This is a genomic window from Rhodococcus opacus B4 (assembly GCF_000010805.1).
GTDB lineage: Bacteria > Actinomycetota > Actinomycetes > Mycobacteriales > Mycobacteriaceae > Rhodococcus_F > Rhodococcus_F opacus_C.
In genome coordinates this window covers 875,908-890,870 of the sequence record NC_012522.1, presented here as the reverse complement: position 1 = coordinate 890,870, position 14,963 = coordinate 875,908, and the positions used below count along the sequence as shown (strand labels likewise).

Annotated in this window: 14 protein-coding genes; 9 read left to right on the top strand and 5 right to left on the bottom strand. The window is 69.7% G+C overall.

Annotation, left to right across the window (positions count from 1 at the left end; genetic code table 11):
* Positions 1–15 precede the first annotated feature (15 nt).
* Positions 16–1,827, bottom strand: a complete 1,812-nt coding sequence (locus ROP_RS04115) for an AMP-dependent synthetase/ligase (protein ID WP_012688091.1) — start codon at positions 1,825–1,827, stop codon at positions 16–18.
* A gap of 169 nt (positions 1,828–1,996) precedes the next feature.
* On the opposite strand from ROP_RS04115, the gene ROP_RS04110 reads away from it, so the two are divergent.
* From ROP_RS04110 to ROP_RS04085, 6 genes are all read left to right on the top strand, one after another.
* Positions 1,997–2,371 carry a polyketide cyclase / dehydrase and lipid transport gene (locus tag ROP_RS04110; protein WP_043826247.1) on the top strand — a complete coding sequence of 125 codons (375 nt, stop codon included), beginning with the start codon at positions 1,997–1,999 and terminating at the stop codon, positions 2,369–2,371.
* A gap of 151 nt (positions 2,372–2,522) precedes the next feature.
* On the top strand, positions 2,523–2,960 hold the full coding sequence (locus ROP_RS04105; RefSeq protein ID WP_012688089.1) for an SRPBCC family protein: 438 nt from the start codon (positions 2,523–2,525) through the stop codon (positions 2,958–2,960).
* The gene (locus ROP_RS04100) at positions 2,957–4,198 is read left to right on the top strand and encodes an ArsA family ATPase (RefSeq protein ID WP_167315974.1); all 1,242 of its coding nucleotides are present in this window, start codon (positions 2,957–2,959) and stop codon (positions 4,196–4,198) included. The genes ROP_RS04105 and ROP_RS04100 overlap by 4 nt, the downstream gene beginning before the upstream one ends.
* The gene (locus ROP_RS04095; RefSeq protein WP_012688087.1) at positions 4,195–4,593 is read left to right on the top strand and encodes a hypothetical protein; all 399 of its coding nucleotides are present in this window, start codon (positions 4,195–4,197) and stop codon (positions 4,591–4,593) included. The genes ROP_RS04100 and ROP_RS04095 overlap by 4 nt, the downstream gene beginning before the upstream one ends.
* A 52-nt stretch (positions 4,594–4,645) precedes the next feature.
* Positions 4,646–5,659: an ROK family protein gene (locus tag ROP_RS04090; protein ID WP_043824201.1), complete on the top strand. Its 1,014-nt coding sequence runs from the start codon at positions 4,646–4,648 to the stop codon at positions 5,657–5,659.
* Between the two features lie 130 nt (positions 5,660–5,789).
* Positions 5,790–6,545 carry a lysophospholipid acyltransferase family protein gene (locus tag ROP_RS04085; RefSeq protein WP_012688085.1) on the top strand — a complete coding sequence of 252 codons (756 nt, stop codon included), beginning with the start codon at positions 5,790–5,792 and terminating at the stop codon, positions 6,543–6,545.
* Positions 6,546–6,558: 13 nt separating this feature from the next.
* On the opposite strand, the gene ROP_RS04080 is transcribed toward ROP_RS04085, so the two are convergent.
* Positions 6,559–7,881, bottom strand: coding sequence for a glycosyltransferase 87 family protein (locus ROP_RS04080; RefSeq protein ID WP_043826242.1), 1,323 nt, complete (start codon positions 7,879–7,881; stop codon positions 6,559–6,561).
* Between the two features lie 67 nt (positions 7,882–7,948).
* Here ROP_RS04080 and ROP_RS04075 point away from each other — a divergent pair, with 67 nt between their 5' ends.
* Both ROP_RS04075 and ROP_RS04070 read left to right on the top strand, forming a co-directional pair.
* Entirely contained in the window at positions 7,949–8,440 is a 492-nt protein-coding gene (locus ROP_RS04075) for a polyadenylate-specific 3'-exoribonuclease AS (RefSeq protein WP_012688083.1), read from the top strand.
* Between the two features lie 42 nt (positions 8,441–8,482).
* Positions 8,483–9,868, top strand: coding sequence for a class II 3-deoxy-7-phosphoheptulonate synthase (locus ROP_RS04070; protein ID WP_012688082.1), 1,386 nt, complete (start codon positions 8,483–8,485; stop codon positions 9,866–9,868).
* A 41-nt stretch (positions 9,869–9,909) separates the two neighbouring features.
* On the opposite strand, the gene pknB is transcribed toward ROP_RS04070, so the two are convergent.
* Positions 9,910–11,928 carry a Stk1 family PASTA domain-containing Ser/Thr kinase gene (pknB, locus tag ROP_RS04065; protein ID WP_012688081.1) on the bottom strand — a complete coding sequence of 673 codons (2,019 nt, stop codon included), beginning with the start codon at positions 11,926–11,928 and terminating at the stop codon, positions 9,910–9,912.
* 110 nt (positions 11,929–12,038) lie between these two features.
* Here pknB and ROP_RS04060 point away from each other — a divergent pair, with 110 nt between their 5' ends.
* Positions 12,039–12,407 (top strand): Rv2175c family DNA-binding protein, encoded by a 369-nt coding sequence (locus ROP_RS04060; protein ID WP_012688080.1) that lies wholly within the window; start codon positions 12,039–12,041, stop codon positions 12,405–12,407.
* A 7-nt stretch (positions 12,408–12,414) separates the two neighbouring features.
* On the opposite strand, the gene ROP_RS04055 is transcribed toward ROP_RS04060, so the two are convergent.
* Both ROP_RS04055 and ROP_RS04050 read right to left on the bottom strand, forming a co-directional pair.
* The gene (locus ROP_RS04055) at positions 12,415–13,350 is read right to left on the bottom strand and encodes a phytoene/squalene synthase family protein (protein WP_012688079.1); all 936 of its coding nucleotides are present in this window, start codon (positions 13,348–13,350) and stop codon (positions 12,415–12,417) included.
* Between the two features lie 7 nt (positions 13,351–13,357).
* Positions 13,358–14,962 carry an alpha-(1->6)-mannopyranosyltransferase A gene (locus tag ROP_RS04050; RefSeq protein ID WP_043826240.1) on the bottom strand — a complete coding sequence of 535 codons (1,605 nt, stop codon included), beginning with the start codon at positions 14,960–14,962 and terminating at the stop codon, positions 13,358–13,360.
* Position 14,963: the final 1 nt, after the last annotated feature.

Genomic DNA, 14,963 nt, shown 5'->3' with positions numbered 1-14,963 from the left:
CACGAGCCGCGGGCACTATTTGGCGTAGAGGGCGGCGATGTCGTCGGCGAAGCTGTCGTGCACCACGTTGCGCTTGAGCTTCATCGTCGGCGTGAGCTCGCCGGTTTCCTCCGTGAAGTCGACGGGCAGGACCCGGAACTTTTTGATGGCCTCCGCGTGCGACACGAGCTTGTTGGCCTCCGCGACGGCCTCGTCGATCTCGGCGGTGAGGTCGGCGTCGGCGAGCAGGTCCGCGACCTTCGTGCCGGCAGGCTTGCCGTTGCGCTCGTTCCACGCCGGCAGTGCGTCGGCGTCGATGGTGATGAGCGCGCCGATGAACGGCTGCTGGTCGCCGACGACGATGGCCTGGCTGATCAGCGGGTGGGCACGCAGGTGATCCTCGAGCTGGGCGGGGGAGACGTTCTTGCCGCCCGCTGTGACGATGATCTCCTTCTTGCGTCCGGTGATGGTGATGTAGCCGTCCGCGTCGACCGAACCGAGGTCGCCGGTGTGGAACCAGCCGTTCTGGATCGCGTCGGCGGTCGCGTTCTCGTTGCGCCAGTAGCCGCCGAAGACGACGGGCCCGGACAGCAGGATCTCGCCGTCGTCGGCGATGCGAACCGAATTGCCCGCGAGGGGTTTGCCGACCGACCCGACCTTCTGCTCGCCGATCGTGTTGACGGCGAACGCGGCGGACGTCTCGGTGAGGCCGTAGCCCTCGTAGATGGTGATGCCGATGCCGCGGAAGAAGTGGCCGAGGCGGGCACCGAGCGGGGCGCCGCCGGAGATCGCCAGCTGGCACCTGCCGCCGAGCGCGGCCCGCAGCTTCGAGAATACGAGCTTGTCGAACAGTGCGTGCTTGGCCTTGAGGACCAGTCCCGGGCCGCCGTCGTCCTGGGCCTCGCTCCACGCGATGGCCGTCTCGGCGGCGGCGTCGAAGATCTTCCCCTTGCCCTCGCCGTGGGCCTTGGCGCGGGCGCTGTTGTACACCTTCTCGAACACCCGCGGCACGGACAGGATGAAGTCCGGGCGGAACTCGCCGAACGTGGGGACGAGGTTCGGGATGTCGCTGGTGTGCCCGAGTGCGGCGCCGGCGTCGAACGACGCGATACTGACCGCGCGCGCCAGGACGTGCGCCATCGGCAGGAACATGAGGGTGCTGACGCCGGGCGTCTTCAGCAGGGTGCCGAGGCTGGAATCGAGGATGCCCTTGGACTCGGCGATGAGGTTGGCGTGGGTGAGCTGGCAGCCCTTGGGCCTGCCGGTGGTGCCGGACGTGTAGATGAGGGTGGCCGGATCGCTCGCCTGCAGGGCGGCGACGCGGGCCCGGACCTCGGACTCGGGAACGTCGGCACCCCGTTCGGTCAGTTCTTCGACGACGCCGCGGCCACTCTCGGACGCCTCGATCCGGTAGACACCGCGGAGTGCGGTGGCCTCGGCGGCCACCGCCTTCACCGTGGCCGCGTGCGCCGCGTTCTCGACGACGAGGTCGATCGCGGCGGAGTCTTCCAGAATCCAGCGGACCTGCTCGGCGGAGGACGTCTCGTAGATCGGGACGGTGACGCCGCCGGCCGCCCAGATCGCGAAGTCGACGAGCGGCCACTCGTAGCGGGTGGCCGACATCAGGGCCACCCGGTCGCCCTGCTGGACGCCGATGGCGATGAGCCCCTTGGCGACCGCGGTGACCTGCGCGGCGAACTCGGCGGCCGTGACGTCGGTCCATCGTCCGTCGATCTTGCGCTTGTACACGACCAGCGTCGGATCGGCCGCGGCATGGGCGAACACCGAGTCGACCGCGGACGCGTCCTCCGCGATCGTGAACGACTGTGGCGCGCTGAACTCGGGCACGAAAACCTCCGACACTGAAAATACTGGCGAGTAGGATTGTCGTCGCCAACTTTAGACCTTCCCCCGCCTGCTTCGCCTCCTGCCCGAACGCGGGTGGTCAGGGCCCTGCCCGCGCAGTGCCGCGGAACCCCGCTGCCACCGTCGGCGGCCGTATGTGAAGCTTGTCGCCGTGAGCAGCATTCAGGTCGCAGACCAGACGTTCATCGCGGCCCCACCGCAGCAGGTCGCGGCGGCGATCGCACCGCCGGCCCGGTGGCGCCGGTGGTGGCCCGACCTCACCCTCGCCGTCCGCGAGGACCGTGCCGAGAAGGGCATCCGCTGGACCGTGGCCGGACCTCTCACCGGGACGATGGAAGTGTGGCTCGAGCCGGTGCTGGACGGGGCGATCGTGCACTACTTCCTCCACGCCGAACCGGCGCGCAGCGAACCCGCCCCGGATCTGGCCGCCCTCAACCGCCGCAGGCGCGTCGAGGGCAAGGTGATGTCGTTCGAGGTGAAGAAGGAACTCGAGGCCGGTCGCGCCCCGGGAGAACCGCCGTCCTGAGCCCGTTCCGGCCGTCGCGGCGGGGTCGGCATTGTGTCCGGGCGCCGGAATCGTGTGTGATAGTCGGGCACCACACAGACATACGGAACCGGCAACGGCGTGGCCCCGCGATCGAGGGCGGGTCGGCCAGGCGAAAGGAAGCGTTCACTCCATGCCCGAGAGGACCAAGAGGTCGATCAGTATCGAGGCGCCGCCCGCCCGGGTGATGGATGTGATCGCCGACTTCAACGCCTACCCCGCGTGGGTGGCGGCCGCGAAGTCCGTCGAGGTCATGGAACCCGGAAAGAACGGCCGCGCCGACCGGGTGCGTTTCGTGCTCGACGCGGGCATGGTCAAGGACACGTACGTACTCCGTTACGACTGGGCGCCCGACGGCAAGTCGGTCAGCTGGGAACTCGAGTCCGGTGAGATCCAGAAGTCGCAGTTCGGTTCGTACGTCCTCGAGGACGAGCCGGACGGCGGCACCACCGTCACGTACGAGCTCACCGTCGACCTCACCATTCCGATGATCGGCCTGTTCAAGCGCAAGGCGGAGAAGGCGATCACCGACACCGCGCTCAAGGAACTCAAGAAGCGGGTGGAAGGCTGAGCAGCGAGGGCCGTACGGGACCTGCGCGGGTCCAGTTCTTCGTGGGGAAGGGGGGCGTCGGTAAGACGACGCTCGCGGCCGCGACGGCACAGGCGGCGGCCGAGTCCGGGAACCGGACGCTCCTCGTCTCGCTCGACCAGGCGCATTCCCTCGCCGACGTGGTCGGGATCGCCGCCGCCCACGACATCGTGTCCGTGACCGACACCCTCGACGTCCTCGAACTCGACACCCTCACGTTGCTGGAGAACAGATTCCGCAGCCTGGCAGCGGTTCTCGCGGCCGCGGGCACGCACGACCACGGCGCCCAGTTGTCCGCGCTCGAACCGGAGGAGCTGACCGGGCTGCCCGGCGTGCAGGACGTGCTCGGTCTCGGCGAGATCGTCCGGTTCGCCACCGAGGGCGAGTACGACGCCGTCGTGGTCGACTGCCCGCCCACCGCGGACTGTCTCCGGACGCTCGCCGCGCCCGCGATGACCCTGGACTACCTCGAACGGGTGTGGCCGCAGCACCGCCGCATCGCCGCGCTGCTGGGTTCCGACCCCCGGCTCGTCATGCTGGTGTCGCTGATCGAACAGGTCGTCTCAGCGGTCGGCGAGGTCCGGGAGTTGCTCGCGAATCGTGCGAAAACCACTGTGCGACTGGTGACGACACCGGAGCGCGTGGTGCTGACGGAGACCCGGCGCACCGTCGCGGTGGCCGCGCTGTCCGGTCTGCGCATCGATGCGATCCTCGTGAACAACCTTCTGCCGCACTTCGATTCGCCGGCAGGACACGACGATCCCGGTGTGGCATGGTTGATCAGGCGGCGGGCACTGCAGCAGCGGGTGCTCGCCGAGCTGACCGCCTCCGCGGGCACCACCGTGATCCTCTCGGTCACCCGGTCGGTGACGGAGCCGGTAGGGTGGGCCGATCTCGGCGGTATCGCGCGGGAGTTGTACGCCGACGACACGGACGCGGTTGCGGTGTTGGGGAAGAACCCGCCTGCTGTGCGGGTGGGGCTGGAATCGGGGGCCGGTGTGGATTCTGTGTACACGATGCGGATGTATCTGCCGCTCGTGAACCCGTCGACCCTCACGTTGGGGCGGGTGGAGGACGACTTGGTCGTGGGAGCGGAAGGCGTGCGCCGCCGGGTGCGCCTCGCCTCGGTCCTGCGCCGGTGCGTCGTCGCGGGCGCAGAACTCGACGGCAGCGATCTGGTCGTGCGCTTCACGCCCGACCCTCAGGTGTGGCCGGTATGAACGACGACCACGCGCAGCTGCTGGCGGAACTGCGGGCCCTGGCCGAGACCGCCCTGGACCGTCTCGAGCCGATCCTCCAGCGCGCGGCGGCGCCGCACGCCGCGGCGGACGCCCAGGGAGCGGCCGAAGGCACCGGCCCGTGGTCGGGTTGCGCGTGGTGCCCGGTGTGCGCGCTCGCTGCCCTGATCCGCGGCGAGCAGCACGACCTCGTCACCCTGCTCGCCGGCCAGGCGTCCGTGCTGATCGCCGTGCTGCGGCAGGTCCTCGACGAGCACACCGACCACGACCCTCCGGGCCCCGGTGCTCCGGAACCGGGGCCGGGCGACGGTGGCGGAACACCCGGTCCGGACGGCGGCCCGGCATTCGAACCGATCACCGTCACGTTCAAGCGCTGACGGTGCCCGCCGCCGGCCGGATCGGCGGACTCGCGCACGTCGGCGATCCGGCATGGGCACAATCATCTTCATGAGCACAGGCACGGGCAGCGATCGCACCCCCGGCTCGGCGCTTACCATCGGCATCGACGTGGGCGGAACGAGCATCCGTGCGTCGGTGGTCGACTCGGCCGGTGAGGTGCTCGACTCGCTTCAGTCGCCGACCCCGGCGTCGGCGAAGGCCCTGGAGAACGGTCTGGACCGGGCGGTGCGGGAACTGTCCGCGCGGCACGACGTCGCCGCGGTGGGGCTGGCGGTCGCCGGGTTCATCACCCCCGACCGCACGACGGTGCGGTTCGCACCGCATCTGCCGTGGGTGGGTGCGCCGGTCGGCCGGGACCTGGGGCAGCGCCTCGGCCTGCCGGTGATTCTCGAACACGACGTGAACGCCGCGGCCTGGGCCGAGCACCGGTTCGGTGCGGCGGCGGGCGGCCGGAACGTGGTGATGCTCGCGATCGGCACGGGCATCGGCGCGGCGCTCCTCGCGGACGGCCGCCTGTACCGCGGCAGCCACGGCGTCGCACCCGAACTCGGGCACATCCAGGTCGTCCCCGGCGGTCGCCCCTGTGCGTGCGGCAAGCACGGGTGCTGGGAGCGGTACTGCAGCGGGACGGCCCTCGTCGACACCGCGATCGAACTTCTCGCGGCGGATCCGGCGCCGTCGACCGTCCTGGCGCGGGAGGTCGCGGTCGATCCCGGAGTGCTGACGGGCAGGCGGATCGCCGGCGCCGCACAGGACGGCGATCCGCTCGCGCTGGAGACGATGCGGGACTTCGCCCGGTGGCTCGGAGTCGGCCTGGCTCTCATCGGTGACGTGTACGACCCGGATCTCGTCGTGATCGCCGGCGGAGTCGCGAGTTCGTCGTCGCTGTTCATCGACGAGGCCCGCGAGCACTATGCCGCGCTGACGACGGGCGCCGGGCACCGGCCGCTGGCCCGGATCCGGCCGACCCAGCTGGGGGAGGCGGCGGGCATGATCGGGGCGGCGGAACTCGCGCGTGCGGTCCTGCCCGATCGGGTGGGTTGACGCCCGGCCGATCGCTGTAAACCTGCAGAGTGTGATGTTGTGCGGGCCTCCCGGCCGTGTGTAGCGACCCTCACCCGCCCGAAGTAGAGTCGAGCCGAACGAAGCTTGGGTTGTGAACGGGAGGGACGCCATGTGGTACTGGCTCTTCAAGTACGTGTTTTTGGGGCCGGTTCTCTGGGGGTTGGGCAGACCGACCGTGGAGGGTACGGAGAACATTCCGGCGGAGGGCGGCGCCATCCTGGCGAGTAACCATCAGGCCGTGCTGGATTCGTTCTTCCTGCCGTTGCGTGTGCCGCGGAGGATCACATTTCTCGCCAAGAGCGAGTATTTCACCGGGACGGGACTCAAGGGTGCGTTTCAGCGCTGGTTCTTCTCGGTGGTCGGTCAGGTGCCGATCGACCGGACGGGCGCCGACGCCGCGCAGGACGCATTGAACGCCGGCTTGCGCGTCCTCTCGCAGGGCAAGCTGCTCGGCATCTACCCGGAGGGCACCCGGTCGCCCGACGGCCGCCTGTACAAGGGCAAGACCGGTCTGGCGCGCATGGCGCTCGAATCCGGTGTGAAGGTCATCCCGGTCGCGATGATCGGAACGGAGAAGGTCAACCCGATCGGTTCCCGGGTGTGGCGCCCTGCGAAGGTCACCATCCGCGTCGGCGAGCCCATCGACTTCTCGCGGTTCGAGGGGATGGGCGGCAACCGGTTCGTCGAGCGGGCCGTCACCGACGAGGTCATGTACAAGCTGATGAAGCTGTCGGGGCAGGAATACGTCGACATCTACGCGGCCACCCTGAAGAAGAAGGCCCCCGCCGCGGACGGTGCGGCTCCCGTGGCACCGGCGAACGATGCGAGCACCGTCACGCGACTGCCGGACACCCGGGCGAGCTGACCGCCGCGACCCCTCAGCCGACGGGGACGGTGAGATCGTCGGAGGTCTCCGACCGACCGTCCTCGTCGGGCTGGGCTGGGCGGGTGCGGAACGCGACGATGGCGACCAGCACCACGGCGAGCCCCCACCATACGTACGAAGACGCGACGAACTGATCCCACAGATTCCAGTGGGTTCCGCTCCAGCGTCCCACCCCCAGCTTCCAGTGCGCGGCGAGCCGGACGACGACGACGCCGACCACGGCCGTGACGGCCAGGGCGGCACTCCTGCGCCGGTAGGCGAGGACGCCGAGAACGAGCACGACCGGCACCGACCACACCCAGTGGTGCGACCAGGACACGGGGGAGACGAGCAACCCGAGAACGGCGTTGAGTCCCAGCGCGAGCGCCGTCTCGCCGGCCCGTAGCGCCCGCACCATCGCGACGACCACCAGTCCGAGAACCACGACACTCAGCAGCAGCCAGACCGGGGTGCGCATCCCGTCGCTCAGGCCGAGCCGGGCCAGCACCCCGGTGATGCTCTGATTCGCGGGATACGCCGGTGTGCCGATCCGATCGGAATCGAAGAGCGTGTGCGTCCAATAGGTGACGGAATCGTTCCACGTCGCGATCGCGCCCACCGCGCTGAACGCGAGAAAACTGATCGCGGTGCCGACTGCGGCGCGAAAGTCCTTGCGCACCAGGAAGTACAGGATGAACACGGCCGGCGTCAGCTTCACCGCCGCAGCGAGACCGATCAGCAGGCCGCGGGGCCACGGCGTCTTCTTCGGCAGGCAGTCCGCCGCGACCAGCAGCATCAGCAGAATGTTGATCTGCCCGTAGTCCAGGGTGGACGAGACGGGTTCGAGGGCCATCGCCACCGCGAGCGCACCGAGGGCCGTCCACACCAGCGTGCTGCGGGGTGCGGTGCCCAGCGAGTCGAGGGTGACGACGAGGACGCCGAACAGGGCGAGCAGCGACAGCACCGTCACGACGGTCCCGGCCGTCGCCAGCGACACCGTCGACAGCGGGCTGAAGACGACCGCGGCCAGCGGCGGGTACGTGAACGGCAGGAAGTTGCCCATCTGGGTGGCGGGCATCGACCCGTACAGCGTGGGGCCGTGCAGGAACACCGAACCGCCCAGGCGGTAGACGTCGAGATCGAGTCGGTAGTAGAAGCCGAAGTCTCGCAGACCGGGCAATCCGAGCAGGTTGTAGGCGAATCCGACGGCGAGCCCGGCGAGCACGAGGACGCGGATCGCGAGACCGCCGACCCGGAGGTGCACGGGCACCCGCGGCCGGTCGAGCGGGTCCGCGACAGGGGCGGCGGACTGTCGACCGTCGGAGCGTGCGCTCACCGAGGCCTCCTTCACGAGGTAGGGGTGGATCCGGATGACGCCGACGGGTGAGGCATAGTTTGCGGGCGTGCGTTACTTCTACGACTGCGAGTTCATCGAGGATGGTCGCACGATCGACCTGGTGTCGATCGGGGTGGTCGCAGAGGACGGACGTGAATTCTACGCGGTGTCCACCGAGTTCGATCCCGACCGGGCGGGCAAGTGGGTGCGCAGGAACGTGCTGCCGAAGCTGCCTCAGCCGTCGTCGCCCCTCTGGAAGAGCCGCGCCCGCATCCGCGACGACCTCTACGCCTTCCTGATTCCCCGGCCGGGCATCGTCCCCGAACTGTGGGCGTGGGTCGCCGCCTACGACCACGTCGCGCTCTGCCAGCTGTGGGGCGACATGACGGAGCTGCCGCAGACGCTGCCCCGGTACACCCGCGAACTCCGGCAGTACTGGGAGGAACACGGCAGCCCGGCGCTCCCACCTGCACCGGGCGACGCTCACGACGCACTCGCCGACGCCCGGCACAACCTGGCGAAGTTCGAAGCAGTTCAGGCGGCGCGGTCACTCCGGTGACCTGACTCGCCATCGCTCCGGTCGAGCGAATATCCTGTATGGGTGAACTGGACTGTCGACGTGCCGATCGACCGCTTGCCCGAACTCCCGCCGCTGCCCACCGAGATGCGTGAGCGCCTCGACGCAGCGCTGGCCAAGCCCGCTGCCCAGCAGCCGCAATGGCCCGAAGGTCAGGCCGCCGCGATGCGGACCGTCCTCGAGAGCGTGCCCCCCATCACGGTGGCCAGCGAGGTCGTGGCCCTGCAGGAGAAGCTCGCCCAGGTCGCGCGCGGCGAGGCGTTCCTCCTCCAGGGCGGTGACTGCGCCGAGACGTTCGCGGACAACACCGAGCCGCACATCAAGGGCAACATCCGCACCCTGCTGCAGATGGCCGTCGTCCTGACGTACGGCGCGAGCCTGCCCGTCGTCAAGGTCGCGCGCATCGCCGGTCAGTACGCGAAGCCGCGGTCGTCCAACGTCGACGCCCTGGGCCTGCAGTCCTACCGCGGCGACATGATCAACTCCCTCGTCGCGGACGAGGCCGTGCGCGCCCACGACCCGTCGCGGCTCGTGCGGGCGTACGCGAACGCCAGCGCCGCGATGAACCTGGTCCGCGCACTCACCGGCGCGGGCATGGCCGACCTGCACAAGGTGCACGACTGGAACCGCGAATTCGTGTCGTCGTCGCCGGCCGGGGCCCGGTACGAGGCGCTCGCCGCGGAGATCGACCGCGGGCTGCAGTTCATGAACGCCTGCGGTGTCACCGATCCCAGCCTGCATCACGCCCAGATCTTCGCCAGCCACGAGGCGCTCGTCCTCGACTACGAGCGCGCGATGCTGCGCCTCGACAACGACGACGACCACGCCAAGCTGTACGACCTGTCCGCCCACTTCCTGTGGATCGGCGACCGCACCCGTCAGCTCGACGGAGCGCACATCGCGTTCGCCGAACTCGTGTCGAACCCGATCGGCCTGAAGATCGGACCGAGCACCACCCCGGAGATGGCGGTCGAATACGTCGAACGCCTCGACCCCACCAACAAGCCGGGCCGGCTCACGCTGATCTCGCGCATGGGCAACAACAAGGTGCGCGACCTGCTGCCGCCCATCATCGAGAAGGTGCAGGCCACCGGTCACCAGGTGATCTGGCAGTGCGACCCGATGCACGGCAACACGCACGAGGCGTCCACCGGCTACAAGACCCGCCACTTCGACCGCATCGTCGACGAGGTCCAGGGATTCTTCGAGGTCCACAATGGTCTCGGCACCTACCCGGGCGGCATCCACGTCGAACTCACCGGTGAGAACGTCACCGAATGCCTCGGCGGCGCGCAGGACATCTCCGACCTCGACCTGTCCGGTCGCTACGAGACGGCGTGCGACCCCCGCCTCAACACCCAGCAGTCGCTGGAACTGGCGTTCCTCGTCGCGGAGATGCTGCGCGGCTGATCACCCGCATCGAAGACCCTCACTGCCCTGCTCCCGCGGGGTCAGGGCAGTGAGACCAGGGTGACCGTGCTCCCGGGTTTCACCAGATCGCCGCTACCCGGGTTCTGGCCGATGACCAGTGACCTGTCGGTGTCGGTCACCGAACGCACCTTCACGTCGAGCCCGAGACGGCTCAGTTCGTCGCGCGCGGATCCGACGGTCCGCCCCAGCATGGACGGCAACCGCACCGCGTTCGACACACTCAACGTCACGCTGGTGCCCGCATTGACCGTGCTGCCCGCCTTCGGGCTGGTGGCGATCGCGTCCCCGGCGGCGACGTTCCGGTCGAACTCTGTCGTGACGTCCTGCACGACGATGCCCACCGCCTCGAGTGACGCGCGTGCCTCGGCCTCCGACATGCCCTTCACATCGGGAACGTCCACCGGCGGTGCGCCTTTGCTGACGATCAGTTTGACCGGGGAACCGGTCGCGAGTTCCGTGCCCGGTGCCGGGTCGAGCGCGGCCACCGCACCGATCGGGACCTTCGCGCTGAACGCCTGACCGCCGTCCACCGGGGTGAACGTGCGGTTCCGCAGTTCCTGCTCGATCCCCGCGCGTTCGCCGCCCGCGGGCAGCGGCGGCACCGTCGGCCTGCCCAGGGAGACGAGCAGGGCCACCGTGCCGTCCCGGGAGATCCGTGACCCGCCCGTCGGATCGGTGCCCAGCACCGTGTCGAGCGCCGCGGTGTCCGAATACTGTCCCCGGATCTCCGTCGACAGGCCTGCCGCTTCGATCGCCGTCACCGCCGACTCCCGCGACAGACCGTCGGTGGTCGGGACCGCGGTGAATCGGCCCGAACCCATCCACCAGCCTCCGAAACCCACTGCGAGGGCGAGCATCAGGATCACGAGCAACCACACGATCGTGGTCCGTCGGGATCGCTGCCGTTCGGCCGCGAAGTCGGGGTAGTGGTAGCCGTCGTCGGGCTCGTCGTCCACCGGGAACGGCGGTTCGTCCCTCGGCGGACGCGGAGTCTGGGCGGTGACGACCCTCGTGTGCCGCACGCCGGGTTGCGCAGGCAGCGGGCTGGGCGGGGACAGCGGTGCGGCGGGCGGAAGGTGCACCGTCGGCGGTGCGACGGGGCCCGGAGGCGCGGACAGGGGAGGAGCGCTCGCGGCGGCCGCGGCGCTCAGGTGCTGCGCCGAGCGCCGCGGGGCGGGCACCCGGTAGGCGGGCAGGTCGAGCGCCGCCGCGATACCGCGCAGCGCCGAACCCATCTGCTCGGCGTCGGCGAAGCGGTGCGACGGCTCCCGGTGCGTGGCCTCCGCGACGAGTTCGTCGAACTCGGGCGGGACACCCGCGATGTACGAACCGGGCCGCGGGACGTCCTGATTGATCCGCTGATAGGCCACGGACAACGACGTGTCCCCGGTGAACGGGGTCCGGCCGGTGAGGAGTTCGAACAGCAGGACGCCGGTGGAGTAGACGTCGCTGCGGGTGTCCGCGATCCCCGAGGTCACCTGCTCCGGCGACAGGTACGCCGCCGTGCCCAGAATCACGCTGTGCGACGTGGTGTTCGACGCGGCGGCGGCCCGTACCAGTCCGAAATCCGCGATCTTCACCTCGCCGCCGTCCGAGATCAGGATGTTCTCGGGTTTGACGTCGCGGTGCACGAGACCCGCCCGGTGGGCGACGGCGAGCGCGTCGAGAACGGGCCCGGCGACGGCGGCCACCGCGTGCGGCGGCATCGGCCCGCGTTCCCGCAGGAGTTCGCGCAGCGTTCCGCCGTCGACGAGTTCCATCACCAGGAACGCGTGGTCGCGGTCGTGTCCCTGGTCGTACACCGCGACCAGGGACGGGTGCTTGAGTCGCGCGACCGAGCGGGCCTCGAACTCGAACCTGGTCACGAACGCCGGATCGGCCGCGAACTGCGGATCCATCACCTTGATGGCCACCGGACGGTCGAGACGCGTGTCGAGCCCCCGGTAGACGGTGGACATGCCGCCACGCGCGATCGTGGCATCCACCCGATAGCGCCGGTCGAGCAGCTCGCCGATCAAACGTTGACCTCCATCGTGCACAGTGTCCGTTCCCCCGTCAGTGCGCGCAGCCCGGCTCCGCGCCCCTCAATCGTAGCCAGCGGCACCGACCGGTAGCGCCACGCCGGAGGCGACCAGATAACGTTAGGGGAGTGAGTGCCATCCCTTACTGTGACGATGTCCTGGACCCTTCCGTCTCGCTCCTCCAGTTGGTGGACGTCGCGAAGAATCTTGGTGTGGCCGTCACCCGTGTGCAGCAGCTTCTGCGGGATCAGCAGTTGATCGCCGTGCGACGCGACGGCGTCCTCGGTGTCCCCGAACTCTTCTTCGACGAGACCGGTGAGCCCGTCAAATGGCTGCCCGGCCTCATCGCGGTGCTGCACGACGGCGGGTTCAAGGACGAGGAAATCCTGCTGTGGCTGTTCCGTGAGGACGACAGCCTGCCGGGCACGCCCGTTCAGGCCCTGCACGGTCACCTCGCCCGCGAAGTGATCCGCCGAGCCCAGGCCATGGGGTTCTGACCGCCGGTCACCACACCCGGCCACGGGCGGGCACCGCGAGCCGGGCGAACTGGGGAAGCGCCGTCGCCCACCGGTTCCTCCGCGGAACGGTGGCGCGCCGGTCGAGGACCCGGTACCCGCCACGCTCGATCTCGTCGAGAATGCGCGAATACAGCACGAACGCCGTCCGGATGCCGGGTTGGACGCGTCGATCCAGCATCGCGATGCCCGGTTCCGCGTCCCGGTACACCGACCGGGTGACCGCGATCAGGTGGGCGAGAGCCCGCACGATCCGCGGGTCGGTCGCGCCGCGGCGACGGCTGTGCACGAGAAGTTCGGTGTCGACCCCGAAGGCGGCCAGTTCCTCGGCCGGGAGATAGACCCGGCCCCGATCGAGGTCCTCGCCGACGTCGCGGAGAAAATTGGTCAGCTGGAACGCCTCCCCGAGAGCCGCTGCGTGCGGTTCGGCACCGGGCCCGGTGGTGCCGAGGACGGGCAGCATCTGCAAGCCGATCACGACAGCCGATCCGTACATGTACGTGCGGAGTTCGGTGAGGGTGGCGTAGCCGGCCCGGTGCTCCGCAGTGCCCGGAACGTCCATCCGCATGGAGTTCAGGAACGCGAAGAAGTAGTCGTGGGGGATGTCGAAGTCCGCCACGGTGTCGAGGAACGCGGGAAGGACCCGCAGCATCTCCCGCGAGCACGCGGTGTCACCGACGGCGTTCCGGTCGGTGAACGCACGTCGCAGTACCGCGTCGATCCGGTCGAGTTCGGCGGCGCACTCCCCGGCGGTCCGGCCGGGGTCGACGTCGACGAGGTCGTCGACCGTGCGGGCGAACCCGTACAGGGCGTGCACGGCGGCCCGGCGGCGCTCGGGCAGTAGCCGGGTGGCGAGGTTATAGGTGCGTCCGTGCTCCGCCGTCACCGCGCCGCAGTACCGGTAACTGTCGGCCAGCGCGGTCATCGACGGGTCATTCGAGGCCGGGCGACGACGCAGCACCTGCGAGGCCGGAGGTGCGCTCTTCCGTGACGGGCCGCGGTGCGCGCAGCCGCAGCGGGTCGACCGTGCGCAGCGACACCGCCGCCACGACCGCGGCGAACGTCGCGAGCAGCACGTGCGCGAACGTGTAGAGGCCGATCGACCCGTCCGGCTGGAAGACCAGCATCAACCAGGTGGACAACCCGACGAGGATCATCAGCGTCCGCGTCGACAGCGCGAAGCCGGCCGCGATGGCGATCGGCCACGAGTAGTACCAGGGCAGCGCTGCGGGCGACAGAATCACGATCGCGACCAGAACGATGAGGATTCCGAGGATCGCGTCACGCTCGGTCTTGCGGTACCGCCACCACGCGGCCAGCACGATCGCTACCAGGGCCACCGCACAGATGGGGCGGGTGACGGCCAGGACCTCGCCCAGCCGCAGCTCCGCGAACCACGACGTTCCGACCGTCACGATGTGGGCGAGGATCGTCGGCAGCGACAACCAGTTGATGATCTTGTTAGAACCGGACAGCGCCGTCATCCAGCCGAGTCCGACACCGGCGAGGGCGGAGGCGGCGGCGAAGACGACCACGAACACGGCGAATCCCGCGCCCGCGGTCTTCGCGAACGACGCGAGCGGCGACGCGGGTGTGCGCCCTTCCGCCTCGGCCTTCTCCTTCTCGTGGAGCATCCAGATCCACACCATGAAGGGGAGCGCTGCGCCCGCGGTCGCCTTGATCGCGACCGCCACCGCGACGAGCGCGATGCCGGCCAGGTGGCGGCGTTCGAGGACGAGCGCGATGCCGGCGATCATGAGGCCGACCATCAGCAGTTCGTTGTGGACACCGCCGATGAGGTGCACGAGGACCAGCGGATTGAGCACGGCGAGCCACAGCGCGATGGCCGGATTGCCGCCGAGGTGGCGCGCGAGGTGCGGTACGCCCCAGACCATCAGCGCGAGCCCGGGCAGCATCGTCACGCGCAGGAGCATCGTCCCGGCGATCACGTTGTCGCCGGTGAGCGCGGTGATGCCCTGGCTGAGCAGCAGGAACAGTGGACCGTACGGCGCGGTGGTGGTGGTCCACACATTGCTGACGTTGTCGAGGAGGATCCCGGGGTTGACCACCGGCCCGACGGCGTAGGGGTCGAACCCGTCACGCAACAGCGCACCCTGCGCGAGGTAGGAGTACGCGTCCCGGCTGAACATCGGCACGGCCAGCAGCAGCGGCGCCGTCCACACCGGCACGACCATCCGCAACTGCCGGAGCGTGACGTCGCCGCCGAGCGTGGCGCGGCCCAGCCGCACCCACGCCGTGATCATCGCGACGACACCCACCCAGACGATGACGGTCGACAGGATCTGCCCGTGACCGAACCGCAGCCACGACAGGTGCATCGCCTCGAGCAGCGGGTCCTCGCGGCGGACGCTGCCCGCACCGAAACCGCCGAACGTGATCATCACGGCGCCCGCGAAACCGAGGAGCGCGGCGTGCCCCTCCGGGCTGCGGAGGAAATCGGCCGTGGCCTGGGGCCACGACCGCTGCGGCGTGGTCGTCGCAGGGGCGACGGTCGCCTGCCGGGCAGAGGACGTCATG

Excerpts from the sequence above, each read along its gene's own strand:
- ROP_RS04105 (WP_012688089.1), top strand. The coding sequence starts at position 2,523 with ATGCCCGAGAGGACCAAGAGGTCGATCAGTATCGAGGCGCCGCCCGCC.
- ROP_RS04095 (WP_012688087.1), top strand. The coding sequence starts at position 4,195 with ATGAACGACGACCACGCGCAGCTGCTGGCGGAACTGCGGGCCCTGGCC.
- ROP_RS04090 (WP_043824201.1), top strand. The coding sequence starts at position 4,646 with ATGGGCACAATCATCTTCATGAGCACAGGCACGGGCAGCGATCGCACC.
- ROP_RS04085 (WP_012688085.1), top strand. The coding sequence starts at position 5,790 with ATGTGGTACTGGCTCTTCAAGTACGTGTTTTTGGGGCCGGTTCTCTGG.
- ROP_RS04055 (WP_012688079.1), bottom strand. The coding sequence starts at position 13,350 with ATGACCGCGCTGGCCGACAGTTACCGGTACTGCGGCGCGGTGACGGCG.
- ROP_RS04050 (WP_043826240.1), bottom strand. The coding sequence starts at position 14,962 with ATGACGTCCTCTGCCCGGCAGGCGACCGTCGCCCCTGCGACGACCACG.